A 23,232-nucleotide genomic window follows, 5' to 3' on the forward strand; every position below is an offset into this window, starting at 1 on the left:
TAAGCCTCTTGACGCCCCTAATCCCTCAATCTAGTATTCATGAGAGGACATTGTGTCCTGTTGTTTGGACAACAGATCAAAAGGAAGGCCGACGATGATCTTTCACGTCTCGATACCCGCAGACAACACGCAGCTCGTCGCAGAGGTGATCGCCGAGATCTGGGGCGGTGAGGCTTTCGAGTTTCCCCCGTGGCCCGGCGCCTGGGTGGCGATCGCCGGCGACGAGAATGGCACGACCTGCGAGGTCTATCCGCGTTCTCAGACGATGGCGCCCGGCAAGGGCGACGAGGACCCGGTGTGGCCCAAGCCGGACGAGTCTCCGTCCAAGTACGTCGCCTTCCACTTCGCGACCTCGACTGAGAAGTCGCAGGAGGAGATCATGGCGATCGCACGACGCCACGGGTGGCGCACTGTGTCGTGCCCTCGAGGTGAGTTCTTCGACGTCATCGAGGTGTGGGTCGAGAACCGCCTCCATGTCGAGGTGCTGACGCCTGCGATGCAGGAGGACTACCGCAAGAACGTGAACATGGAGATGTGGGCGTGGACGAAGAAGCCCAAGGAGAACATCGCGTGAGCGTCTCTCCCGACCTGTCGACGCCCACGCTTTCGCTGGCCGAACGGGACCGTCGCTGGGGTCTGCTGCGTGATCTGATGCGTCGCAACGAGGTCGAGGCTCTCCTCGTCCCCCCTGCTCCGGTGCGATATCCAGCCGACACCTACCTGACCAACGATCTGCCGGGATCTGCCGTGATACTCCCGCTCGAAGGCGAGCCCGTCGCCATCCAGCGCGGTGCCTCATTGGCGGGATCGTGGCTGCAGGCGCAGGAGCTCGGAGAGGGCACCTGGATCCAGGACATGCGATTCGGGCCTCGCGCGCCGGCTATGGTGCGGGTCCTGGAGGAGCTCGGACTCACCAAGTCCCGCATCGGAACGATCGGCATCCTCAGCGGTCCCAACCTGCTCCCCTATGGCTGGACGCCGCAGCCGATGTGGGCCTACCTCCAGGCCGAGCTGCCGCAGGCGACATTCGTCGACGTCCTCGACGAGTTCACGGCCGTCTGGCTGGTGAAGAGCGACGAAGAGCTCGCACTGTTCCGTTTCGTCTCTGAGTTGGCCGAACGGGCCTGCCAGGTCATGTTGGACGTGACCAAGCCGGGTGTCAGCGAGATCGACGTCTACGCCGCGATCCTGCACGAGTTCCACCGCCACGGCGCCGGGATGGCCCACGACCTGTTCCTCCACTCCGGGCCCGACAACCTCAGCTGGGACGCACCGCGCTGGCTCCACCGTGCACAGCCGGCACGCGTGATCCAGAACGGTGACATGGTGCTGTCCGAGATGATGCCGGCGGTCGGCGGCATCGAGGCGCAGGTGCAGATGTGCGTGGCGGTCGGCGATGTCGCACCTGAGTTCCACCGCGCGGCCGAGGTGGCGCGCGAGTCCTATGAGCGGGGCCTGGAGGCGATCCGTCCCGGCGTGAAGTTCGGCGAGGTCGCCGATGCCATGGCCGAGCCGCTCGAGAGGGCCGGAGCGTGGCACATCACGCCGCTGATCCACAGCCTCACTCCTCTGACCATGGTCGGCCGCGTCACGCGAGGCACGGACCGCAGCATCACCGACCGCTTCAAGCAGGTCGTTGAGCTTCCCGGCACCGACCTCGACGTCGTCCTCGAGCCGGGCATGACCTTCCAGCTCGAGCCCGACGCGGTCTTCGGCCGTCAACAGGTGAACATCGGCGGCAACGTCATCGTCACCACCGACGGGTACGAGGAGCTCAACACCCTTCCCACCCGCCTGCGCTTCGCCAATTCCTGAGACGCGTCACGTGCCCGTTGCATCGAGACAGCGGGCGCGTTCGACGCCTACCCGGCGTGTGAGCAGCAACTGAACCACATTTGAGGAGTCGTGCCTTCCATGAACGAGCTCGAGTACGAGGTCGCCGAACATGTAGCGACCATCCGGCTCAACCGACCAGAGAAGCGCAACGCGTTCACGTTCGAGATGGTCGATGCCTGGGCCGACCGGCTTCTCGAGGCGCAGGCGGATCCGCTGGTGCGCGCCATCGTGGTCACCGGAGCAGGCAAAGGTTTCTGCTCCGGTATCGACTTGTCTTGGGTAGCCGAGCACGAGCAGAAGCCGTTGGAGTTCAAGCAGGCGCTCACCGACCACATCCACCGGGTGCCGCTGGCGCTCGAGAACGTGGACAAGCCCGTCATCGCCGCCATCAACGGCGACGCCATGGGCGCAGGGCTCGACATGGCACTGATGTGCGACCTGCGGCTGATCTCCGACAACGCCCGGCTGGCGATGTCGTACGTAAAGGTCGGACTGGTCCCCGGGGACGGTGGCTGCTGGCTCCTCCCCCGGCTGGTCGGGATGCCGAAGGCCCTGGAGCTGCTGTGGACCGGTGACATGGTGGCTGCAGACCAGGCCGTCGAAATCGGCTTGGTGAACAGCGTCCACGACTCCGAAGGGCTCATGGACGCGACCTATACGCTTGCCCGCCGTATCGCCGCCGCGCCGCCCGTGGCTGTGCGGATGATCAAACGCACGGCGTATCAGTCCCAGCGGCTGGACCTTCGGACAAGCCTGGACCTGATCTCTTCGCATATGGGTGTGGTCCGTTCCACCGCAGACTCGGTCGAGGCCTACCGCGCCTTCTCCGAGAAGCGCGTCGGGGAGTTCGTCGGCCGATGACCGCTCTCGAGGGACTCCGTGTCGCGGACTTCTCCCGGATCCTCGCCGGCCCGCTCACCACCATGTTGCTCGGTGACCTCGGCGCCGAGGTGATCAAGGTCGAGCGGCCCGGCGGCGGTGACGACACCCGAGCGTGGGGACCTCCGTATGCACCAGATGGTGGCGCGACGTACTTCTTGTCGGTGAACCGCAACAAGAACAGCATCGTCCTCGACCTGGCCACCGACGAGGGCCGCCGGCAGGCTCAGGAACTCGCGGTGAAGAGCGGGATCGTCGTGGAGAACTTTCGGCCCGGCGTGATGGACCGCCTCGGCCTCGGATATGAGCAACTCGCCGCGCAGAGACCAGACATCATCTACTGCTCGATCAGCGCCTTCGGGTCGGGCGACGGCGCTTCCATACCCGGCTACGACCTGATCGTCCAGGCCGTCGGTGGGCTGATGAGCATCACCGGAGCCCCCGAGCAGGAGCCTCAGAAGGTGGGAGTTGCGCTGATCGACGTCATCACCGGACTCTATGCAGCCCTCGGTGTGGTGGCTGCTGTGCGTCACCGCGAACGAACTGGCGAAGGTCAGCGCATCGAGGTCGACCTGCTCAGCTGCGCCCTCGCCGCGCTGTCGAATCAAGGATCCGCCTACACGGCCGGGGGAATGGTTCCGACGCGGATGGGCAACCAGCATCCGTCTATCGCGCCATACGAAACGCTGCCGACTGCCCGCGGCGAACTCGCGGTCGCAGTTGGGAACGACCGCCAGTTCCGGTCGATGAGTGCTGTGCTCGGCGTGCCCGAGCTGGCCGAAGATCCACGCTTCTCGTCCAATGCGAGCCGTGTTCACCACCGCGAGGCGCTGCGGGTCGCACTGAGCACCCAACTGGGCTCGGCACCAGCAGCAGAATGGTCGCGTCTGCTCAACGAGGCCGGGGTTCCGGCGGGTCCGGTCAACGACGTCGCGGCCGCCTTCGAGTTCGCCAGGTCGCTCGGCCTGAACCCGACCGTCGAGATCGGCGGCACCGAGCTCACGCGCAATCCCCTTCGCATGGAGCGGACACCGGTGACGTATCGGCTGCCGCCACCACCGTGGTCGGACGACGTCTCGACCGGAACTGAACCAGAGATACCTGACGAGCGCGCGAGCGCACCGCAAAGGAGACCAGCATGAATGTGAAGACGACCGACCCTGTGGCCGCACGTTCCGTCACCGCAGGCAAGGTGAGCCGCAGCCCCTTCGGGCCATCGGACGAGATCGGCATGCTCAACCTCATGACCGACGAATCTCGCGCCGCGGCATGGGCGGCCGCCGATCCGACGACCATCTACGACCTGTCCGTCGACTACCACGTCGGAATGCCGTCGTGGGACGGGCTGGGCGACCCGACGTACCAGATCTGGATGTCCCACACCCCGCAGGGCAGCGTCAACGAGAACGTCCTCGGCGTCGGTGCGGAGCAGAACCAGCACGTCACCTACTCGGGCGACTGCATCTCGATGTACACCCACACCGGCACCCATCTCGACTCGCTGAACCACTTCGGGCTCGACGGCATGGTGTGGAACGAGGTACGCGCGGACCAGGACCTGGGCAGCCGGCACTGGCTGAAGAACGGCGCCGAGCAGCTGCCGCCGGTCATCGCCCGCGGCGTACTCCTCGATGTCGCCGCCGCGGCCGGGGTCGACGTGCTCCCCGACTCTCAGGTCATCACCGCAGACGATCTCTCCGCAGTGATCGAACGCCAGGGTACCGAGATCCGCGAGGGCGACGTCGTCCTCATCCGCACCGGCCGTATGCGGCTGTGGCACGACAACAAGCGCTACCTGCACAACGAGGCCGGCCTCGACAGGGACGCCGCCGCACTCCTGGCCGAGGCGGGCGCCATGGTCATCGGAGCAGACAACGTGGCCCTCGAGGTCATGCCGAGCACCGACCCGAACAACTGGCACCCAGTCCATACATACCTGCTCGGCGAATGCGGCATTCCGATCATGGAGAACGCGAACCTCGAGGAGATCTCCCAGGCTCAGCTGTGGGAGTTCGTCATCGTCGGGGCCGGCCTGCGTCTGCGCGGGGCGACAGCGTCGCCGATGCGTCCGTTGGCATTCCCCATCCGCTCGGGGCACTGGCCTGAGCGGCGGTCTCGAAAGACAATGAAGCGATGAACATCGGCGAGCACGGGCTACGCCCCGAGATCGAGACGGCCTGGCACCGCGCTCAGCTGGCGGGTCTTGATCCCGGCATGGAGGTCCGCGAGTCGGTGATGTCCGACGTGGATCGGCGTAGTCGACTCGTTCTGGCGGCGGAGCCGGTGCTCGATCGAATGGCCCAGGACCTCTCGGACACCCGATTCAGCGTCCTGCTCGCCGACAAGGGTTCGGTCATCGTCGACCGGCGCTACGGCATGCGAAGCCTCACTGGCGCGTTGGATCGAGTCATGGCCGTTCCGGGCAGTCGCTATGTCGAGTCGGTCTCCGGAACCAATGCTCTGGCGACCGCCTTCGAGCTCCGCGCTCCGATCTCGGTGTGTGGGTCGGAGCACTTCTTGGAGGCGCTGCAGCAGTTCTCGTGCTTCGGTGCGCCTATCGTGCACCCGGCGACTCGCCGCCTCGAAGGAGTCCTCGACGTCACCGGGCACGTCGACGACGCCACCAGACTTCTGCGGCCTTTCCTGATGCGCGCGGTCCGCGACATCGAGCAGCACCTGCTAGAAGGGTCACGGGTCGCAGAACAGAAGATGCTGGCCGCCTTCCAGATCCGCGCAGCCAACCGACCGAACCCTGTCGTCGTCTTGAGCGACGACGTGTTCTTGGCCAACCGTCACGCGATCGACCTCCTCGATGCAGCAGACCATGCCCGCCTACGGGAGATGGCGATCGACGCGCCGCGGAGCGGGACGGTGACATCCACCATCACGCTCGCTGCCGGCTTGGAGACCGCGGTGCACTTCGAGCGGGTCCAAGGAAGCCCTGGCGGGGTCATCTTCGACTTCGAGCCTCTTGCTCCGCGACCGCCCGTTCCCCGGTCCACCTCAAGAGCCAAGACCTCACCACGTCTGACCGGCGAGATCGACTCCGGCGATGTAGTCGTCATCCACGGAGAGCCCGGGACCGGACGTTCGACACTCGGACTCGACGCTCTGGGGGCTGACGCCAAGGTGGTCTCTGCTGCTGACGAGGTGGAGGTCGGAGCGGCACGCTGGTTGCTCCGAGCGCGACGAGCTCTTGGGTCCGGTAGGCCGGTCCTGTTCGACGACACCGACCTCCTGACACCCGCAGCAGCAGGACTGCTTGGCAAGCTGCTCGACGCTCAGCCTGACGCTACCGTCGCGCTGGTTGCTTCGTCAGACCTGGTCGCCGCAGGACATGGCGGCACCTCGAGCCAGCACGCGGCGTTGCTCGCCCGAGCCTCGAAACGCCGCGAGATCCTCCCACTCCGCCAGCGCGTAGAGGAGTTCCCGAATCTCGTCGCATCGCTGTTGGCCGACCTACCGAGCGGGACGGGACGCAAGCTCACACCGACCGCCTTGCACATCCTGGAGTCAAGGTCGTGGCCCGGTAACGTACGTGAGCTTCGCAGGGTTTTGAAGGAGTCTTCGTCAGCGCGCACCACTGGAGACATCACGGACGCCGACTTGCCCGCGGCGTACCGGACCGGTCCCCGTCGTCGACATCTCGGTCTCCTCGAGCAGGCCGAGCACGACACGATCGTGGCGGTCCTGGCCGAGGAGGGCGGCAACAAGACCAAGGCGGCCGAGCGGCTCGGCATCGGACGCAACACGCTGTACGAGCGCATCAGGCGTCTCGGTATCCAGACGTAGACCGTTTCGTGAGGTCTGGAAGGCACGCCCTGGACCCACCGTCCCGAATCCGAACAGTTAGTGACGCTCGTCACGATGCATGGTCGGGGTGACCGATCCCTCAGACCCAAGGAGCGTCACCGATGACCACCCAAGCCGAACGCCGGGCCACGACCACCTTCGACAGCGACTACGTCTCGACGATCAACGGCCGACCCGCCACCTCGGTCACGACGGCTCCGGCGTTCAACCCGGCCACCGGCGAAGTCATCGCACAGGTGCCGGTCATGAGCAAGGACCAGCTCGACGAGGCGGTCGCTGCCGCGCGTGCAGCCTTCCCAGGCTGGGCCGCGACGCCGATCGAGGAGCGTAAGCGCATCGTCAGCGCGATCGGTGACCGGCTGGAGGAGCACGCCGAGGAGTTCATGGCGCTGCTGACCCGTGAGCAGGGCAAGCCGCGCGCTGGCGCGGAGTGGGAAGTCTTCGGCTCCGTCGCATGGTTCCGCGAGATCGCTAAGCAGTCGCTGCCCGACGAGACGCTCCTCGACTCCGCGGAGCGCTCAGCCGTCACGCGATACACCCCGGTCGGCGTCGTCGGCGCCATCGTCCCGTGGAACTTCCCGATCCTTCTCGCGGTGTGGAAGATCGCGCCCGCTCTGGTCGCAGGGTGCACCATCGTCGTGAAGCCGTCGCCGTTCACGCCGCTGTGCGACCTGAAGCTGGTCGAGCTCGTCCAGGACCTTGTCCCGCCCGGCGTGCTCAGCGCGGTCGCGGGTGACGACGACCTCGGCAAGTGGATGACCTCCCACCCCGACATCAACAAGATCGCCTTCACCGGGAGCACCGACACCGGCCGGCACGTGATGAGCTCCGCCGCCGGGACACTCAAGCGGCTCACCCTCGAGCTCGGCGGCAACGACCCGGCTATCGTGCTCCCAGACGTCGACCCGACCAAGGTCGCTCCCCAGCTCTTCTGGGCTGCCTTCCAGAACAATGCACAGTTCTGCAATGCCGCCAAGCGGCTCTACATCCACGAGGACGTATACGACGCCGTCCGCGATGCTCTGGTCGACTACGCGAAGACGATCAAGGTCGGCAACGGCGCCGACGCCGACACCGGCCTGGGACCGATCCAGAACGAACCCCAGTTCAAGAAGGTTCGGGAGTTCTTCGCTGACTCCCACGCGCAGGGCCACACCTTTGCCCTCGGTGGTGAGGTCGACACCGAGGGTGCCGGCTGGTTCGTTCCGGTCACCCTGGTCGACAACCCGCCCGAGGACTCCCGGCTGGTGGTGGAGGAGCCGTTCGGTCCCATCCTTCCCCTCCTGAAGTGGACCGACGAGGACGACGTCATCGCTCGCGCCAACGACACCATCTACGGGCTCGGAGCCTCGGTGTGGGGCAAGGACCTCGACGCACTCCAGCGGATCGCGCGAAAGATCGACGCCGGCACCGTCTGGCTCAACGAGGTGCATCAGTACACGCCTTACCAGGTCTTCGGCGGTCACAAGCAGTCCGGCATCGGCACCGAGAACTCCTTGCACGGCTTGGCCGAGTACACCAACTGGCAGTCCATCACCCTGAACAAGGACCCCGAAGCGGTCTGAGCGACCGAGTCGACGGCGAATCCACACAACGACCGGACCGGGCGGCTGGCTACCCACGACGCCCGGTCCGGAGCATCCACCGAGAGGACCCAGTATTCCGATGAGCATCGACACCGAGTCCGGGACCAAGAGCCGCCCCGACCTGGTCGGCCCCGGTGACATCTTGCGGCTCAGCGCACGACGTTTTGGCGACAAGACCGCCCTGATCACCGCAGGCGGGACGTTCACCTACGCCGACCTGGACGACCTCGCTGCCCGCGCAGCCACCGGGCTGCGTGCCAACGGAGTCCAGCCAGGGCGGGTGGTCTCCCTGTACGGCCCCAACACGTGGCAGTGGATCGTCGCGTACCACGCCGCGCTACGCGCGGGAGCCGTCGTCAACCCCGTCAACGTGATGCTCACCCCACCCGAGATGGCTTTCGTCGTCCGCGACTGCGGGGCTGTGGCAGTGCTGACGTCCGCTGACCAGTTCGAGACGATCCGCGCGATCGCAGACGAGGACAACGCGGTCGGCCTCGTCCTTGCCCTCGATAGCGAGGACGAGCGTGGCTTCGCGACGCTTTTCGACCATGAGCCGCTCGTCGATCCGGCGCCGGTGACGCCGGAGTCGATGTCGACCATCGGCTACACGTCCGGCACCACAGGGCACCCCAAGGGGGCAATGCAGTCTCAGCAGGCGGTGCTCCTCAACTGTTCGCTGACTGCGACGATGCATGGTCGTACCGAGAACGACGTGGTCGTCACCGCCCTTCCGGCGCCCCATGTCTACGGCAACGTCGTCATCAACGGCACCTTCCTCGTAGGCGGAACTGTCGTCCTGATGGAGCGATTCGTCGCCGAGGAAGCACTCGCACTCATCACCAAGCACAGGGCGACGATGTTCGAGGGCGTACCCGCGATGTACTCGATGCTGCTGTCCTCCGAAGCGCTCGCCGACGCCGACCTGAGTGCACTGAGAGTATGCACCGTGGGCGGCCAGACCATCTCGATGAGCACCATCGACGCCTGGCAGGAACACTCCGGCGCCCCGCTCCTCGAGCTGTGGGGGATGACAGAGATATCCGGTCTCGGCACCACTCACGCCGTCCACTCGCCTCGGGTTCCCGGTTCGATCGGAGTATCGCTTCCCGGCGTCCAGGTACGTGTCGCCGACCTCGAGAACGTGAGTCTCGACGCTGCCCCCGGCACGCCCGGCGAGCTCATGGTCCGTGGGCCGATCGTGATGATGGGCTACTACGGCAACGAAGCAGAGACGGCCAAGACGATCGAGCCCGACGGCTGGCTCCACACCGGCGATATCGCCACGGTGGATGAGAACGGGTACTTCTTCGTCGTCGACCGCCGCAAGGACCTCATCATCACCGGCGGCTACAACGTCTACCCGGCTGAGATCGAGCGCGTCCTCAGCGCACATCCAGCAGTCGCGATGGTCGCGGTCGGACCTGTACCCGACGACGTCAAAGGCGAGCTGGCCTGTGCATACGTCGTGCTGCGTGCCGGTACGAGCCCGAGCGAGGCCGAACTCATCGAGTTCACCCGCGACAAGCTCGCTGCCTACAAGCGACCCCGGTCCGTTCGCTTTGTCTCGGCGCTTCCGACCACGTCGACGGGAAAGATCATGCGCCGCAAGCTTTCAGAGGCTGCTCCACCTGCCTGAGCAGCGGCGTCATCGAGCCCATCAGTAGCTGTCCGTCACCACCATTTCCCGCCCTACCGAACCAAGAGGATGAGACGTCATGACAACTCAAACCACTACCACCGCCGCGGTCCTACGAGAGCAGGGAGGCGCGCTCTCCCTCGAGACCGTCGATGTCGCCCGACCCGGTAAGGGTGAAGTGCTCGTACGGATGGTTGGTGTCGGCATCTGCCATACCGACCTCGGTGTCATCGCAGCTCCTGCTGAGGGGCAGCTGCCCATCGTCCTCGGCCACGAGGGTTCGGGCATCGTCGAGGCCGTGGGTGACGGCGTCAGCACGGTGAAGGCGGGAGACCGCGTCGCGCTGTCCTACGCGTCGTGCGGACACTGCGACATCTGTGACCGCGGGCTGCCGATGCACTGTCGCGAGTTCATCGGCCGCAACCTCGTCGGGGCGCGCGTCGACGGCACCTCTCCCCTCTCGGTCGACGGCGATCCAGTCCTGGGCGCGTGGTTCGGGCAGTCCTCTTGGTCCGGGCTGTCCATCACCAACGAGCGCAACTGTGTCGTCGTCGGCGACGACGTGCCCCTGGAGCTGCTTGGTCCACTCGGATGTGGCATCCAGACCGGCGCCGGCGCCGTGCTCAACACCCTTGCGCCCGAACCGGGCTCCTCCATCGCAGTCTTTGCGGTCGGCTCGGTCGGCCTCGCCGCCGTCCTCGCTGCACAGGCGGCGGATTGCGGAGCGATCATCGCCGTCGACATCGACGACGCACGGCTCGAGCGCGCCCGCGAGCTCGGCGCCACCCACACCGTCAACTCGGCGCAGGTCGATGCTGCCCAGGCGATCGTCGAGATCACCGATGGTCTCGGCGCGCAGTACAGCGTGGACTGCATCGGACTGCCTGACGCGGTCCGCGCCGCTCTAGAGTGTCTCCAGACGCCGGGTGTCTGCGCCTCGGTCGGGTTCCAGGGACTTCCGAACGAGATCGCAATCGACCAGGGCCACCTGCTCTTCGGTCGAACCCTGATCGGGGTGATCGAGGGCGACGCCGTCCCGCAGGAGTTCGTACCGCGCATGCTGGACCTCTACCGCCAGGGCCGGTTCCCGTTCGACGACCTCATCACCCCCTACCCGTTCACGTCGATCAACGAGGCCCTCGACGACGTCCATCACGGCAAGGTGACCAAGGCCGTCCTCACCTTCGAGTAAAGGGCGAGTCCGTAACGAACCAGTACAAGTTGCTCGGCGTGATGGTCCTTCCACTTATCTGATCCATGGAAGGACCATCACGCCTTGGATGAGCAAGAAGACCGACGATGAGCAGCTTCCCCAGAGAACTCAGCTGTCGGGCGCGAGGGCTTTGTGAGTCGACTTCAGGATTCGCTCCGACAGCTCCGTGCCGGCCGTGGCCCGGGCAAGCAGGATCGCTCCGACCAGGCTGGCGACCACCGGAAGACCGTCGTCGCCATCCGCCGCCATCCACTCGGCGAACCTCTCGACTCCCACCGCGTAAGTCGCGCGCACACCACCGGCCGCAGGCTCGCGCGCCACGTCGCCCGCGAATCCGGCGGTCGGACAGCCCGTGCCGGGCTCGTCCCGGTGTTCGGCCGACAGGTAGAAGTCGACGAGAGCGCGCCGCGAGGCGTCGTGATCCTCGTGCATGGAGTCGAACCCCGCCAGCAGGCGATCGAGGTCACCGAACGCGACCTCGATGGCCTCCGCGACGAGGGCGTCCTTGGAGGAGAACTGCTTGTAGAAGCCGCCGGTGGTCAGCCCGATGGAGCTCATCAGCTCGGCGACGCTGATGCCGTTTGCTCCGCGCTCCCGGAAGAGCTGGGACGCCGCCGCGACGGCGCGCCTACGGTTCTCGATCGCTTGGGCTTGGGAGACGCGGCTCATCACTCACCTCGAATTAGATGACAACTCACATCTATCCTACCCGGCCATCGCCCCGAACCCGGCCATCCACGACACCCCCCGGCATCAAGACGGGCTGGACACTTCTTAGATCACGTGCGTAATCTAACGACTGCCGACGATCCGACGGCACTTTTCTCCGACAGACCCGAAATGAGATCTCCCCATGACCACGCAGAACCCGAGCGCCGTTGTCACCGGCGCGTCCACCGGCCTCGGCGCCGCCTACGCAAACCGCCTGGCCCACCGCGGCTACGACCTCGTCCTGGTCGCCCGGAACACCGCACGACTGGAGGCGCTGGCGTCGGACATCCGTGCCAAAACGGGCCGTGCAGTAGATGTCGTCACTGCCGACCTCACCGACGCCGAGCAGATCTCCGTGGTCGAGGAGCGCCTGCGCACCGACGAGAGCATCGAGGTCCTGATCAACAACGCCGGCGGTTCACTGTTCACGCCGCTGGCCACCTCCGACGCGGCGGCATCTGAGGCGCTGATCAACCTCAACGTGACCTCGCTGACTCGGCTGACCACCGCGGTCCTGCCGGGCCTGACCGCTCGCGGCCGCGGAACCGTCGTCAACATCTCCTCTGCACTGGCTCTCAACGTGCTGCCCGTCAGCGCCGTCTACAGCGGGACCAAGGCCTACGTGCTGACCTTCACCCAGGCGCTGCAGCAGGAGTTGGCCGAGAGCCCTGTCAGAGTGCAGGTCGTGCTCCCGGGTGCAGTCCGCACCGAGTTCTGGGACGGCTCCGGCCTCGACCTCGCCGCATTCCCCGACGAGTGGGTCATGAGCGCTGACGACGCCGTGGACGCGGCGCTCGCGGGCCTGGACGCCGGCGAGCCGGTCACCATCCCGTCGCTGCCGGAGATCGGCGACTGGGAGTCGTTCGAGAAGGCACGCCAGACGCTCATCCCCAGCCTGTCGCTGCAGGTTCCCGCCGACCGCTACCGCGCCTGATCGCGCCAGGAAGACATCGTCATGGGAATCAGTCAAGAAGCAGAGCAGTTCGCCGACGCCTTGGGAAGCGCGACAGCGAAGACGGGGACACCTGGTCTCGAGATGTCGGTGATCCGGGACGTCATCGACGCCTCCTTCCAACGGATGTCGACCGAGCCCGAAGGCGTGACCTACGCAGAAGTCGACGCCGGCGGCGTCCCAGCGCTCTGGTGCATCCCGGAAGACGCCGAGCCGCGCCAGGCCCTGCTGCACTTCCACAACGGCGGCTCGGTGGTCGCCTCCATGTACTCCGACCGCAAGGCCGCCGGACACCTGGCCAAGGCAGCGGGCATCCGTACGCTCGTCGTGGACTTCCGGCTGGCACCGGAGAACCCCTACCCCGCCCAGCTCGACGACGCCGAGACCGCCTACCGCTGGCTGCTCTCGCAGGGCTACACGCCACGCACCATCGCTACCACCGGGCACTCGATCGGTGGCACCTTGGCCGTGCTGCTGCCGCTGCGTCTGCTCGCGAACGGCGAGGAGACACCGGCCGCTGTGGTCAGCATGTCGCCGTGGTGTGACCTCACGATCCAGAACGAGACGATCGAGACCAACGCCTCCGCGGACAGGGCGCTCTCGAGGGAGGCACTCGAGCTGTTCCGGGCAGCCTGGTTGCAGGATCCCGAACTGAGTCACGCTGACCCGAAGATCAACCTCCTGTCCGCGGACCTCACCGGCCTTCCTCCGACCGGCCTCTACTACGGCGAGTACGAAGTCCTCGCCGGCGAGGACGCCGAGTTCGGCCGCCGACTGGTCGAGCACGGCGTCACGTCCGAAGCCCATTGCCTGCCGGGCGGACAGCACTCCTACGTCCTCGGCGCCGGACGGGTGCCCGAGATCGACGAATCGATCCAGCACATGGGCCAGTGGCTGCGCCGGCACCTGGGCGACCAAGCAGGCTAGCGACCGAGCCTGTGCTCGGAGGGTGTGCGCCCGAATCGCTCCCGGAAGGCGGCGTTGAACGCAGTGACTGATCCGAAACCGCTCGCGTACGCGACGTCGGTCACGGTGCGACGCCGCCAACCGGGATGGGTCAGTCGCCGCGCGGCCAGGTCGAGCCGAACCTCGCGGATCAACGCGGCCGGCGAGCTGTCCTCCCGGCTCAGTCGCTCCTGGAGCGTACGCAGCGATAGACCCAGCTCTCGGGACAGCGCTCCCGGGCCGTACGCCGGGTCCGCACAGCTGTGGCGTGCCAACGCACGGGCCTGCTCCGTGAGCCGGTAGGTGCGGCCGGCGTCACCGCGGACGATGAGCTCGAATGCCAGCTCGGCGGCGGTCACGAAAGAGCCGCCATCGAGGGCCTGTGCCTGCTCGGCGACCTCGGCGACCATGGCCGCGAAGACCCGGCCCGCGCCTTCACTCGTGTTCCAGAGCCGGGCGCCTTCGGGCGGCCTCGCTTCCGGCCATGCCGTGGCCGGCACCGACAGGATGAAGGCGCGGGTGTGCTCGTCGTGGCTCAGCGCGAACGACTGGGTCATGGACACGAGCGCGGCAGCGCCGGGTCGGACCCGCGAGCGACGTCCTGCTGCCTCGACGACGACCTGGCCGGACGTCGGCACCACAACGCGCAGACTGTCCTCCCCGTCACGGTCGACGTCAACGGACCGACGCTCGTAACCGATCGCATCGGACGAGAAGACGACCAACTGCACACCGCCTGCGCGCTGCACCCGCGTCTCGCCGTGGAAGTCCTGGCGATCGGCGAAAGCGAAGTGCAGGGTGCCGTGGTTGGCGGTGACGTGCTCACGCCAGAAATCGACCCGCCGATCGCGGGGCACCGCATCGGCCCTGGTCGCGGCGACCAGGTAGTCCAGCCCTGCCTCGACCACGCCCGTCACCTCCTGCGCAGATCCGTCGATGGCCCGCGCGAATCCGCAAGAACCGCAGGAGCCGCGTGACTACCGTCACAGCATAAGCGGTCGACGGCCGCACGAGAAGGAACGGAGTCGGTCCCCATGGAGTACGCCGAGATCAATGGCGGGCGCATCGCCTACGAGCTTGCCGGCCCGCAGGAAGGCGAGGTCGTCCTGCTGAGCCACTCGCTCTTCTTCGACCACACCATGTTCGACCCGCTGGCCGAACTGCTGCACGACGCGGGCTATCGCACCCTGGCCTACGACCACCCCGGCCAGGGCGCCAGCTCCCGAGTCACGCTTGCCGAACTGTCGATGGACGCACTCACCGAAGCCGCCGCTGCCTTGGTGCGCACCCTCGACCTCGGCCAGGTGCACGCGGTCGGCAACTCCATGGGCGGCTTCATCACGCTGCGGCTCGCGGCCCGCCACCCCGAACTACTACGGACCGTCACGACGCTCGGAGCCTCCGCGGAGGAGGAATACCAGCTCGCCGAGTTCGGGCCCCTCGCCGAGGCACTGGGCCAGGACGGCGCCGCCGCAGCCAACGTTGAGACGCTGCTCTACATCATGTTCGGCGACACCAGTCTCGCTAACGGCGGCGACGTCGTCGACCACTGGCGCTCGTACATGTCCGCACTGGACACCTCCATCGGCGCGGCCGCCTATCAGGTGATCCACCGTGACCGCATCTACGAGGAACTCCAAGACGTGAGCGTCCCGGTGCTCGCGATCGCCGGCGACGAGGACCACGCATACCCTCAGCCCATCTCGGGCAGCAACATCGCCACGGCAACCCACGGACGTCATGAAACCGTCTCCCCCGCCGGACACTCGGTCGCGCTCGAGCAGCCACAAGTCGTTGCTGAGCTCCTCATCAAGCACTTCACGAGCTAGCACACGAGACTGGCGGCTGCCATTTGTCTTCGGTGCCATCCTCGCGCCATCACACCCGGCACCCGTCGGAGGACAAACGAGACAGGACTCTTCGAGCGCCATGTCGGGGCCGAGATCGTGCGCCGTTCCCTGATCGAGGCCCTCTGAACTCACCGGGCCCGCGAGCCTACGGGTGCTCGTCCTGTTGGGATGCGTCACCGCGATGTCCTACGCGCGGGTAGTGAAGCGGTCCGACTTGGGGCAACATCAGTCGCGGGACTCGAACCCGTGTGTTGACACAGTGTTGACACGGGAAATTTGGGTCCAGGCAGTCGAAGAGGTGCCGCACGGATGACGAGAACTTGTCGGGCGCACCGAAATCACCTGCAGACAGCAATCGGCCCGCCACCCTTTTCGCAGGTGGCGGGCCGATAGTGCGGTCGGCACAGGTTACAGATACTGGCCCGTGTTGGAGACCTGCTCGATGGAACGGCCGGGCTCGGTGCCCTGCTTTCCGGTGATGAGCGTGCGGATGAAGACGATCCGCTCGCCCTTCTTGCCGGAGATGCGGGCCCAGTCGTCGGGGTTGGTGGTGTTGGGGAGGTCCTCGTTCTCCTTGAACTCGTCCACGCAGGCCTGGAGCAGGTGCTGCACCCGCAGGCCCTTCTGGCCGGAGTCCTCACCGGAGTCCAGGAACGACTTGATGGCCATCTTCTTGGCCCGGTCGACGATGTTCTGGATCATCGCGCCGGAGTTGAAGTCCTTGAAGTAGAGGATCTCCTTGTCGCCGTTGGCGTAGGTGACCTCCAGGAAGCGGTTCTCCTCGGACTCCGTGTACATCCGCTCGACGACAGTACGGATCAGCTCGTCGACGGTGGCCCGCTTGTCGCCGTTGAACTCGCCCACGTCGGTCGGGTGCAACGGCAGGTCGGTGACCAGATACTTCGAGAAGATGTCGCGAGCACCCTCGGCGTCGGGACGCTCGATCTTGATCTTCACGTCCAGACGGCCCGGGCGCAGGATCGCCGGGTCGATCATGTCCTCACGGTTGGAGGCGCCGATCACCAGCACGTTCTCCAGAGCCTCGACACCGTCGATCTCGGAGAGGAGCTGCGGGACGATGGTGTTCTCCACGTCGGAGGAGACACCGGTGCCACGCGTACGGAACAGCGAGTCCATCTCGTCGAAGAAGACGATCACCGGAGTGCCGGCCGCGGCCTTCTCACGAGCCCGCTGGAAGACCAGGCGGATGTGGCGCTCGGTCTCACCGACGTACTTGTTGAGGAGCTCTGGGCCCTTGATGTTGAGGAAGTAGGACTTGCCGTCCGCTCCCGTCTTCGCGGCGACCTTCTTCGCGAGGCTGTTGGCGACAGCCTTCGCGATCAGGGTCTTGCCACAGCCCGGAGGACCGTAGAGCAGCACGCCCTTGGGTGGCTTGAGCTGGTGCTCGATGAAGAGGTCGGGGTAGAGGTACGGCAGCTCGACCGCGTCCTGGATCTGCTCGATCTGGCCGGCGAGGCCACCGATCGACTCGTAGGAGATGTCGGGCACCTCCTCCAGGACGAGCTCCTCGACCTCGGACTTCGGCACCTTCTCGTAGACATAGCCCGATCGCGGTTCGAGCAGCAACGAGTCACCCGCGCGGATCGCGTCCTGTAGGAGCGGTTCAGCGAGGCGTACGACCCGTTCCTCGTCGGCATTGGCGATCACCAGGGCGCGCTCACCGTCGGCGAGCAGCTCCTTGAACATCACCACCTCGCCGACCTTCTCGTACTCCATCGCGGCCACGACGTTCAGCGCCTCGTTGAGCATGACCTCCTGGCCATAGCGCAGCTCGTCGAGGTCGACGTTGGGCGATGCGGTCACCCGGAGCTTGCGCCCACCGGTGAAGACATCGATCGAGTCGTCCTCGTTGCGCTCGATGAAGGTGCCGAAGCCTGCTGGCGGCTGTGCCAGCCGGTCGACCTCCTCCTTGAGCTTGATGATCTGGTCTCGGGCATCCCGAAGCGTCACGGTGAGTCGCTCGTTCTGCGACGTCACGGCGGCCAGGGAGCGCTGCGCATCAGCGAGCCGCGCCTCCAGGCCACGCGAAGAACCGGGCATCTCAGTCAGTCTGTGCCGCAGGTCGGTCACCTCAGCTTCGAGGAAACGGACATGACTCTCGAGCTCCTCGGGGCTGCGCCCCTCGGAATGGAATCCATCGGATGTCGACATCAGCACACCTCCTCTACTCCCTCGACCCTACAAGGGTCAGGGGTAGGAGCGGAGAAGGATTTACCGGTGTTGGACACTATTCGTCGACAACCGCCAAGTTCGTGTCAACCCGTGGCACACGTTCTGCAGAGTGGACTCAGTCCACTTCGGTGCCATCCTCCGGCAGGACCTCCACGACGGGCTCAGGAGCTGGCATGTCGGCCGGCCGCGGACCGGTGTAGTCAGATCCGTACGCCCCGGGTGCAGGTCGGCGTGTCTTTCGCGGCGCGCGCTCGCCCGGTGCCAGCTTTCGCGCCGTCACCAGGAAGGCCGTGTGGCCGATCATCTTGTGACCCGGCCGGACCGCGAGACCCTCGACGTGCCAGTCACGAACGAGCGACTCCCAGGCCTGCGGCTCGGTGAACCCGCCGTGGGCCCGGACCGTCTCGACGAAGCGGGACAGCTGGGTGGTGGTCGCGACGTAGGCGCAGACCATGCCGCCGGGGTAGAGCGCCTCGGCCGCCGCGTCGACGCACTCCCACGGAGCGAGCATGTCGAGGATCAGCCGGTCGCAGCGGATCTGCTGGCGAGGCAGCTCCTCCTGGAGGTCGCCCAGGTTGAGCGACCAGCTCGGGTGGGACTCCCCCGCCGGGGTGCCGAAGAACTGGTCGACGTTCTTGCGGGCAACCTCGGCGAACTCCTCGCGGCGCTCGAAGGAGGTGACCTTGCCGAACGAACCCACCGCCCGCAGGAGCGAGCAGGTCAGGGCGCCGGAGCCGACCCCGGCCTCCACGACGGAGGCACCCGGGAAGATGTCGGCCATCGCGACGATCTGGGCGGCGTCCTTGGGGTAGACCACGGCGGCGCCGCGCGGCATCGAGACCACGAACTCCGACAGGAGCGGGCGGAAGACCAGGTACTCACCGCCCGTCGAGGCGGTGACGGTGAAGCCCTCCTCGCGGCCGATCAGCTCGTCGTGGTCGATGTGGCCCTTGTTGGAGAAGAAGCGCTTGCCGGCGACCAGCTCGAAGTTGTGGCGGCGACCCTTGGTGTCGGTCAGCCGCACCCACTCGCCCTCACGAAGCGGCCCGCGGTGCACGCCCGCTCGGGCCTCGGCCGGAATGTCTGGAATATCAGCGCTTGACACCCGCCGAGGCTACCCGTTCTTTCGGCCAACCCGGCAAACCGCGGCTCAGGCTCCCGCGCGGAAGGCCGCGTCGACGTCGGAGGTCACCAGTACGCCGTAGATCGAGCCGTCGGGCTCGACCAGGAGGTATTCGGGTGCCGGGGTCTTCGAGATCGCCTGGATCAGGGACTCCCCGTCGATGTCGGCCGGGAGGGTTAGGCCGTCCTCGAGCTGGCGGGTGACCGTCGAGGTGGCCATCCAGGGACGACGGTCCTCCGGTGTCGCCAGGAGCGCGCCCTCGTGGACGAGACCGATCGGCTCGCCGCCGCTGCTCACGGTGACGATGCTGCCGGCCTCGGCCTCATGGGCGCGGCGTACGGCCTCGGCGAGCGGAAGGTCGGCGGGTACGGCCAGGGTGCGGCGAGCGAGGTCGCGTGCGACGAGGAGCGGGAGCCGCATGCGCGCCCTCCCCGACATGATCGCCGCGGAGGCACCGCTCCAGAGGAAGACACCGATGATGACGGCGAAGACGTAGTGCCTGAGCTGCGGCTCGTTGCCGAGGATCTGGCCCTGGATGAAGGGCCACAGCAGCACGATCACCGCGAGAACCCGGCCGGCCCAGCCGGCGACGATGCTGCCGCGGTTGCTGTTGCCGGTCGCGGCCCACACGCCCGCCTTGAGCAACCTGCCGCCGTCGAGGGGCAGGCCGGGGACGAGGTTGAGCACGCCCACGAACAGGTTGGTGAACCACAGGCCGGTGACGAACAGCCCGACCAGGCCGCCGGAGGTGAGGAACGAGATACCGAAGGCAGCGGCGGCGACGGCCAGCGAGGCCAGCGGTCCCACCACAGCGATCCAGAACTCGTCGCGGGGCCGCTTCGCCTCTTTCTCCACGGCGGTCGCGCCGCCGAGGAAGTGGAGCATGATCACGCCCACGGGGTAGCCGAGCCGCTTGGCGACGACCGCGTGGGCAGCCTCGTGCAGCAGGACAGCGCCATAGAGGACAACCGCGAAAGCGAAGCCCGCGACGTACGTCAACCAGCCCAAGCCCGGCTCCACGGCATCGATCTGGGGCGCCATCACCCAGGCGATCAGCGCCGCGATGAGGAACCAGGACGGCGTCACCAGGACGTCGCTGCCGGCGACGGAGCCGACCTTGATCGTGCCGGGGACTCGGGAGGTGGGCTCCGCCTCTTCGACCGGCTTGTCGCCGCCGGGGCGTGGGTCAGGGTCTGCCACATTCCGAGCGTACTTGAGCGGCGGTTGTCAGGTGGCGGCGACCCGGATTGTCGGTGCCTGCGAATAGTCTCGATGTTCATGAGCACCTCACCCGCCGAATCGCTGTCGACCCCGGTCGACGGCGTCAACGTGCTGGGGTCGCTCTCACCGAGCCGCGCGAGCGACTTCACCTCGTGCCCGCTGCTCTACCGGTTCCGCACGATCGACCAGCTGCCCGAGCCGCCCTCGGAGGCGGCCGCACGCGGGACCGTCGTGCACAAGGTGCTCGAGGACCTCTTCGACCTGCCCGCTCCCGAGCGCACACCGCGGCAGGCGAAGTCGATGGTGGAGCAGGCGTGGGAGGACGTACGCAGCCTCGACCCGGCCCTGGCGACGCTCTTCACCTCCGAGGCCGAGGGTGCGGAGGAGGGCTGGCTGGAGTCGTGCCGGCAGGTGCTGCGGCGCTACTTCGACCTGGAGGACCCACGTCGTCTGGAGCCGGCCGAGCGCGAGCACTACGTCGAGGCGCTGCTCGACTCCAAGCTGCTGCTGCGCGGCTTCATCGACCGTGTCGACGTCGCCGCCGACGGCCGGATCCGAGTGGTGGACTATAAAAGCGGGCGCGTCCCCAGCGAGGCCTACGAGGCGAAGGCGCTGTTCCAGCTCAAGTTCTACGCCCTGGTGATCTGGCGCACGCGAGGCGTGGTGCCGGCGATGCTGCAGCTGATCTACCTCGGCTCGGGCGACATCCTGCGCTACGTGCCCGACGAGGCCGATCTGCTGGCCACCGAGCGCAAGGCCGAGGCGATCTGGCGGGCCATCCGCACCGCCCAGGAGACCGGCGACTGGCAGCCGAACCCGGGGCGGCTGTGCGGATGGTGCGCCCACAAGCCGCTGTGCCCCGCCTTCGGCGGCACTCCTCCCCCGCTCCCGGCGACCGCAGGCCCCGTCGCCGCCGGAGACGACGTCGATCTCGACTAGGACCCTAGGCGCGTCTACCAGGATCGACCGGTTACGGGAGTTATCGTCGCGACGAATGTGACGTATGCGCTTGGCTGAGGAGGTGCGGCTGCTCGTGGGCTCGACGGACTCGTCCACCGGCTCGACCAGCGAGAGCGCGACCTCGTCTCGGCACCGTCCCGACATCCAGGGGCTCCGCGCCATCGCGGTGCTCGCGGTCGTCGCACTGCACGTCGGCTTCGGATCGCTGACCGGCGGCTTCGTCGGCGTCGACGTCTTCTTCGCGATCTCGGGCTTCCTGATCACCCAGCAGCTCATGCGGCAGGCACGCGCCGAGGGCGGGGTCAGCCTGCTCGGCTTCTACGCGCGCCGGGCCCGCCGCATCCTGCCGGCCGCGACCCTGGTGCTGCTCGCGACCGTCGTCTACGCAGCTCTCTTCCTCGGCTTCGTACGCACCCGGGAGATAGCCCTCGACGCGCTGTGGTCTGCCGCGTTCGCCGCCAACTTCCGGTTCGCGTCGCTGGAGACCGACTACTTCTCGGCGGCGCTGCCGCCCTCGCCGCTGCAGCACTTCTGGTCCCTCGCGGTCGAGGAGCAGTTCTACCTGGTCTGGCCCCTGATGATCCTGGGATGCCTGTGGGCGATGAAGCGGCGTAGCCAGAACGCCGCGACGGACGGCCCCATCGACCAGCGCAGGCGCAGGCGCGTGCTGGTCATCGCTCTCGGCGTCGTCATCGTGGCATCGCTGCTGGCCTCGGCGGTGCTGACCCGGACGAGCCCGGAGGCGGCGTACTTCTCGCCCTTCACCCGCGCCTGGGAGCTCGGCCTGGGCGCGATCGCGGCGATCGCGTTCCGTGACGACGGGCCGCAGGACGCCACCGCGCGGTGGCGGGCGCAGGTGCTCTCGGCGTTCGGGATGTTCTTCATCGTCTGCGCCTGCCTGCAGTTCAACGACGCGACCCCGTTCCCCGGCACCCCGGCGCTGGTGCCGGTCCTCGGCAGCGTCTTCATCATCGTGGCCGGCACGCTGTGGCACGGCCCGACGGTGGTCGGCCGGCTGCTGTCGGTGCCGCCGCTGCAGGTCGTCGGCAACTGGTCCTACTCGCTCTACCTGTGGCACTTCCCGGTGCTGGTCCTCGCCGAGCTGCAGCTGGGCCGCGAGCTGCGCTGGTGGGAGCAGGTTCTTCTCGTCGCACTCGCGCTCGGTCTGGCGGGGCTCTCCTACCACTACGTCGAGGAGCCGTTCCGGCGCGGCATCCTCTGGCGCCGTCCGGCGTTCGGGCGAGCCGCCACGCTGGGCCCGGTGGCGCTCTACCCGCTGAGCATCACCCTGGTCGCGGTGACCTGCTTCGGGGCCAACACCTACGCGACCGGCACCGCCCGCGACGGCTACCAGCCGGCGATCACCCTGGCCGAAGCAGACTCTTCCGGGTCCTCCGGGCCGTCCAAGCAGCCCGACCGGCCCGCGTCGAGCGCCGCACCGCCAGCCGCCAAGGCGCAGGAGCCCGACCCGCTCCCGGCGCTGCTGAAGGCCTCGGTGCTCGCGGCGCGCAAGAACCAGGCGATCCCCACCAACCTGAAGCCGGGCCTCACCAACCTCTCCGACGACGTGGAGTCGGTCGGCGAGTGCAACTACTACTCGACGAACGTACGCAAGCTGTGCCCGCGCGGTGACGCCGACGCCGAGAAGACGATCGTGGTCATCGGCGACTCCCACGCCCGCCACTGGACGCCCGCCGTCGAGGAGATCGCCGAGCGCTCTGGCTACCGCGCCTACATGCTGGCGATGCCGCAGTGCACCGTCTCGCTGGTCACGCCCGACAAGATCGACAGCACCGACCCGATGACGTCGTGCGACGACTTCCACGACTTCATGCTCTCCTCGGTCAAGAAGCTCCGCCCCGACCTGCTGCTGATCTCCTCACGCCCGATCAGCGCCGCCTACCACGACTCCTCGGGCCGCCACACCGACCGCGCAGACGTACGCCGTGCCGTCTACCGCGGCTACCAGCGCCTCCTGGACCAGGTGAAGCCCGTCGCCAAGCGCACCGTGTGGCTGCGCGACGTACCGGCGCTCGAGTTCGACCCGGCCACGTGCCTGAGCAGCAACAAGACGCTCTCGCCCTGCACCTACAAGCCGCTCGAGAGCCAGCAGGACGGCGCCGACCTGCAGATGCAGGCGGCCAAGGCGGCTCGCGTCGAGACGGTCGACCTCGACGACATGTTCTGTGACAGCGTCGGCATCTGCACCACCGTCGTCGGCGACACGATCACCCATCGCGACGGCCACCACCTCACCGCGACCTACTCCAAGGAGCTCGGTCGCACCCTGGGCGAGCGCCTCAAGGTCTGGTGA

The 23,232-nt window shown here is 67.1% G+C and carries 19 protein-coding genes; 14 read left to right on the forward strand and 5 right to left on the reverse strand.

Translation table 11 applies throughout. The annotated features are described in order from the left end of the window. Nucleotides 1–94: 94 nt before the first annotated feature. The 9 genes from OG801_RS01855 (at nt 95) to OG801_RS01895 (ending at nt 10,942) form a co-directional block, all read left to right on the forward strand. Complete coding sequence (locus tag OG801_RS01855) at nt 95–574, forward strand: hypothetical protein (RefSeq protein WP_355224631.1); 480 nt, start codon at nt 95–97, stop codon at nt 572–574. Next, nucleotides 571–1,815, forward strand: a complete 1,245-nt coding sequence (locus OG801_RS01860) for a M24 family metallopeptidase (RefSeq protein WP_406033239.1) — start codon at nt 571–573, stop codon at nt 1,813–1,815. The genes OG801_RS01855 and OG801_RS01860 overlap by 4 nt, the downstream gene beginning before the upstream one ends. A gap of 99 nt (nt 1,816–1,914) precedes the next feature. Then, on the forward strand, nt 1,915–2,697 hold the full coding sequence (locus tag OG801_RS01865; RefSeq protein ID WP_406033241.1) for an enoyl-CoA hydratase/isomerase family protein: 783 nt from the start codon (nt 1,915–1,917) through the stop codon (nt 2,695–2,697). Further along, nucleotides 2,694–3,857, forward strand: coding sequence for a CaiB/BaiF CoA transferase family protein (locus tag OG801_RS01870; protein ID WP_406033243.1), 1,164 nt, complete (start codon nt 2,694–2,696; stop codon nt 3,855–3,857). The genes OG801_RS01865 and OG801_RS01870 overlap by 4 nt, the downstream gene beginning before the upstream one ends. Further along, the gene (locus OG801_RS01875; RefSeq protein ID WP_406033245.1) at nt 3,854–4,852 is read left to right on the forward strand and encodes a cyclase family protein; all 999 of its coding nucleotides are present in this window, start codon (nt 3,854–3,856) and stop codon (nt 4,850–4,852) included. Before OG801_RS01870 ends, OG801_RS01875 begins: the two co-directional genes overlap by 4 nt. Then, complete coding sequence (locus OG801_RS01880) at nt 4,849–6,507, forward strand: sigma-54-dependent Fis family transcriptional regulator (RefSeq protein ID WP_406033247.1); 1,659 nt, start codon at nt 4,849–4,851, stop codon at nt 6,505–6,507. Before OG801_RS01875 ends, OG801_RS01880 begins: the two co-directional genes overlap by 4 nt. Before the next feature lie 122 nt (nt 6,508–6,629). Further along, nucleotides 6,630–8,093 carry an aldehyde dehydrogenase family protein gene (locus tag OG801_RS01885; RefSeq protein WP_406033249.1) on the forward strand — a complete coding sequence of 488 codons (1,464 nt, stop codon included), beginning with the start codon at nt 6,630–6,632 and terminating at the stop codon, nt 8,091–8,093. Between the two features lie 100 nt (nt 8,094–8,193). Beyond that, a complete protein-coding gene (locus OG801_RS01890) occupies nt 8,194–9,750 on the forward strand; it encodes a class I adenylate-forming enzyme family protein (protein ID WP_406033251.1) in 1,557 nt (518 codons plus the stop codon). A 79-nt stretch (nt 9,751–9,829) separates the two neighbouring features. Then, nucleotides 9,830–10,942 carry an NAD(P)-dependent alcohol dehydrogenase gene (locus OG801_RS01895; protein ID WP_406033253.1) on the forward strand — a complete coding sequence of 371 codons (1,113 nt, stop codon included), beginning with the start codon at nt 9,830–9,832 and terminating at the stop codon, nt 10,940–10,942. A gap of 129 nt (nt 10,943–11,071) precedes the next feature. Here OG801_RS01895 and OG801_RS01900 read toward each other — a convergent pair whose 3' ends face one another. Beyond that, a complete protein-coding gene (locus OG801_RS01900; protein ID WP_406033255.1) occupies nt 11,072–11,632 on the reverse strand; it encodes a TetR/AcrR family transcriptional regulator in 561 nt (186 codons plus the stop codon). Nucleotides 11,633–11,816: 184 nt separating this feature from the next. On the opposite strand from OG801_RS01900, the gene OG801_RS01905 reads away from it, so the two are divergent. Then, nucleotides 11,817–12,608, forward strand: coding sequence for an SDR family NAD(P)-dependent oxidoreductase (locus tag OG801_RS01905; RefSeq protein WP_406033257.1), 792 nt, complete (start codon nt 11,817–11,819; stop codon nt 12,606–12,608). Between the two features lie 21 nt (nt 12,609–12,629). Further along, a complete protein-coding gene (locus OG801_RS01910) occupies nt 12,630–13,553 on the forward strand; it encodes an alpha/beta hydrolase fold domain-containing protein (protein WP_406033259.1) in 924 nt (307 codons plus the stop codon). Here the strand turns inward: OG801_RS01910 and OG801_RS01915 are convergent. Beyond that, nucleotides 13,550–14,479 carry an AraC family transcriptional regulator gene (locus OG801_RS01915; protein ID WP_406033261.1) on the reverse strand — a complete coding sequence of 310 codons (930 nt, stop codon included), beginning with the start codon at nt 14,477–14,479 and terminating at the stop codon, nt 13,550–13,552. The genes OG801_RS01910 and OG801_RS01915 overlap by 4 nt on opposite strands. 126 nt (nt 14,480–14,605) lie before the next feature. Here OG801_RS01915 and OG801_RS01920 point away from each other — a divergent pair, with 126 nt between their 5' ends. Further along, entirely contained in the window at nt 14,606–15,400 is a 795-nt protein-coding gene (locus tag OG801_RS01920) for an alpha/beta fold hydrolase (protein WP_406033263.1), read from the forward strand. Nucleotides 15,401–15,829: 429 nt separating this feature from the next. Here the strand turns inward: OG801_RS01920 and arc are convergent, their stop codons facing one another. The 3 genes from arc to OG801_RS01935 form a co-directional block, all read right to left on the reverse strand. Further along, nucleotides 15,830–17,593: a proteasome ATPase gene (gene arc / locus OG801_RS01925; RefSeq protein WP_378674436.1), complete on the reverse strand. Its 1,764-nt coding sequence runs from the start codon at nt 17,591–17,593 to the stop codon at nt 15,830–15,832. Between the two features lie 136 nt (nt 17,594–17,729). Continuing rightward, nucleotides 17,730–18,719 carry a tRNA (adenine-N1)-methyltransferase gene (locus OG801_RS01930; protein ID WP_406033265.1) on the reverse strand — a complete coding sequence of 330 codons (990 nt, stop codon included), beginning with the start codon at nt 18,717–18,719 and terminating at the stop codon, nt 17,730–17,732. Nucleotides 18,720–18,764: 45 nt separating this feature from the next. Further along, entirely contained in the window at nt 18,765–19,937 is a 1,173-nt protein-coding gene (locus tag OG801_RS01935; RefSeq protein ID WP_355021311.1) for a site-2 protease family protein, read from the reverse strand. 78 nt (nt 19,938–20,015) lie between these two features. Here OG801_RS01935 and OG801_RS01940 point away from each other — a divergent pair, with 78 nt between their 5' ends. Together OG801_RS01940 and OG801_RS01945 are read left to right on the forward strand one after the other, a co-directional pair. Beyond that, entirely contained in the window at nt 20,016–20,897 is an 882-nt protein-coding gene (locus OG801_RS01940) for a RecB family exonuclease (protein WP_406033268.1), read from the forward strand. A gap of 64 nt (nt 20,898–20,961) precedes the next feature. After that, nucleotides 20,962–23,232: an acyltransferase family protein gene (locus OG801_RS01945; protein WP_406033270.1), complete on the forward strand. Its 2,271-nt coding sequence runs from the start codon at nt 20,962–20,964 to the stop codon at nt 23,230–23,232.

Source organism: Nocardioides sp. NBC_00163, from assembly GCF_045206295.1.
Taxonomy (GTDB): domain Bacteria; phylum Actinomycetota; class Actinomycetes; order Propionibacteriales; family Nocardioidaceae; genus Nocardioides.

What these genes read in the sequence shown, in the direction of transcription:
- OG801_RS01855 (WP_355224631.1), top strand. Translation starts at nt 95, where the DNA reads ATGATCTTTCACGTCTCGATACCCGCAGACAACACGCAGCTCGTCGCA.
- OG801_RS01865 (WP_406033241.1), top strand. Translation starts at nt 1,915, where the DNA reads ATGAACGAGCTCGAGTACGAGGTCGCCGAACATGTAGCGACCATCCGG.
- OG801_RS01870 (WP_406033243.1), top strand. Translation starts at nt 2,694, where the DNA reads ATGACCGCTCTCGAGGGACTCCGTGTCGCGGACTTCTCCCGGATCCTC.
- OG801_RS01875 (WP_406033245.1), top strand. Translation starts at nt 3,854, where the DNA reads ATGAATGTGAAGACGACCGACCCTGTGGCCGCACGTTCCGTCACCGCA.
- OG801_RS01880 (WP_406033247.1), top strand. Translation starts at nt 4,849, where the DNA reads ATGAACATCGGCGAGCACGGGCTACGCCCCGAGATCGAGACGGCCTGG.
- OG801_RS01885 (WP_406033249.1), top strand. Translation starts at nt 6,630, where the DNA reads ATGACCACCCAAGCCGAACGCCGGGCCACGACCACCTTCGACAGCGAC.
- OG801_RS01890 (WP_406033251.1), top strand. Translation starts at nt 8,194, where the DNA reads ATGAGCATCGACACCGAGTCCGGGACCAAGAGCCGCCCCGACCTGGTC.
- OG801_RS01895 (WP_406033253.1), top strand. Translation starts at nt 9,830, where the DNA reads ATGACAACTCAAACCACTACCACCGCCGCGGTCCTACGAGAGCAGGGA.
- OG801_RS01900 (WP_406033255.1), bottom strand. Translation starts at nt 11,632, where the DNA reads ATGAGCCGCGTCTCCCAAGCCCAAGCGATCGAGAACCGTAGGCGCGCC.
- OG801_RS01905 (WP_406033257.1), top strand. Translation starts at nt 11,817, where the DNA reads ATGACCACGCAGAACCCGAGCGCCGTTGTCACCGGCGCGTCCACCGGC.
- OG801_RS01910 (WP_406033259.1), top strand. Translation starts at nt 12,630, where the DNA reads ATGGGAATCAGTCAAGAAGCAGAGCAGTTCGCCGACGCCTTGGGAAGC.
- OG801_RS01920 (WP_406033263.1), top strand. Translation starts at nt 14,606, where the DNA reads ATGGAGTACGCCGAGATCAATGGCGGGCGCATCGCCTACGAGCTTGCC.
- arc (WP_378674436.1), bottom strand. Translation starts at nt 17,593, where the DNA reads ATGTCGACATCCGATGGATTCCATTCCGAGGGGCGCAGCCCCGAGGAG.
- OG801_RS01940 (WP_406033268.1), top strand. Translation starts at nt 20,016, where the DNA reads ATGAGCACCTCACCCGCCGAATCGCTGTCGACCCCGGTCGACGGCGTC.
- OG801_RS01945 (WP_406033270.1), top strand. Translation starts at nt 20,962, where the DNA reads ATGCGCTTGGCTGAGGAGGTGCGGCTGCTCGTGGGCTCGACGGACTCG.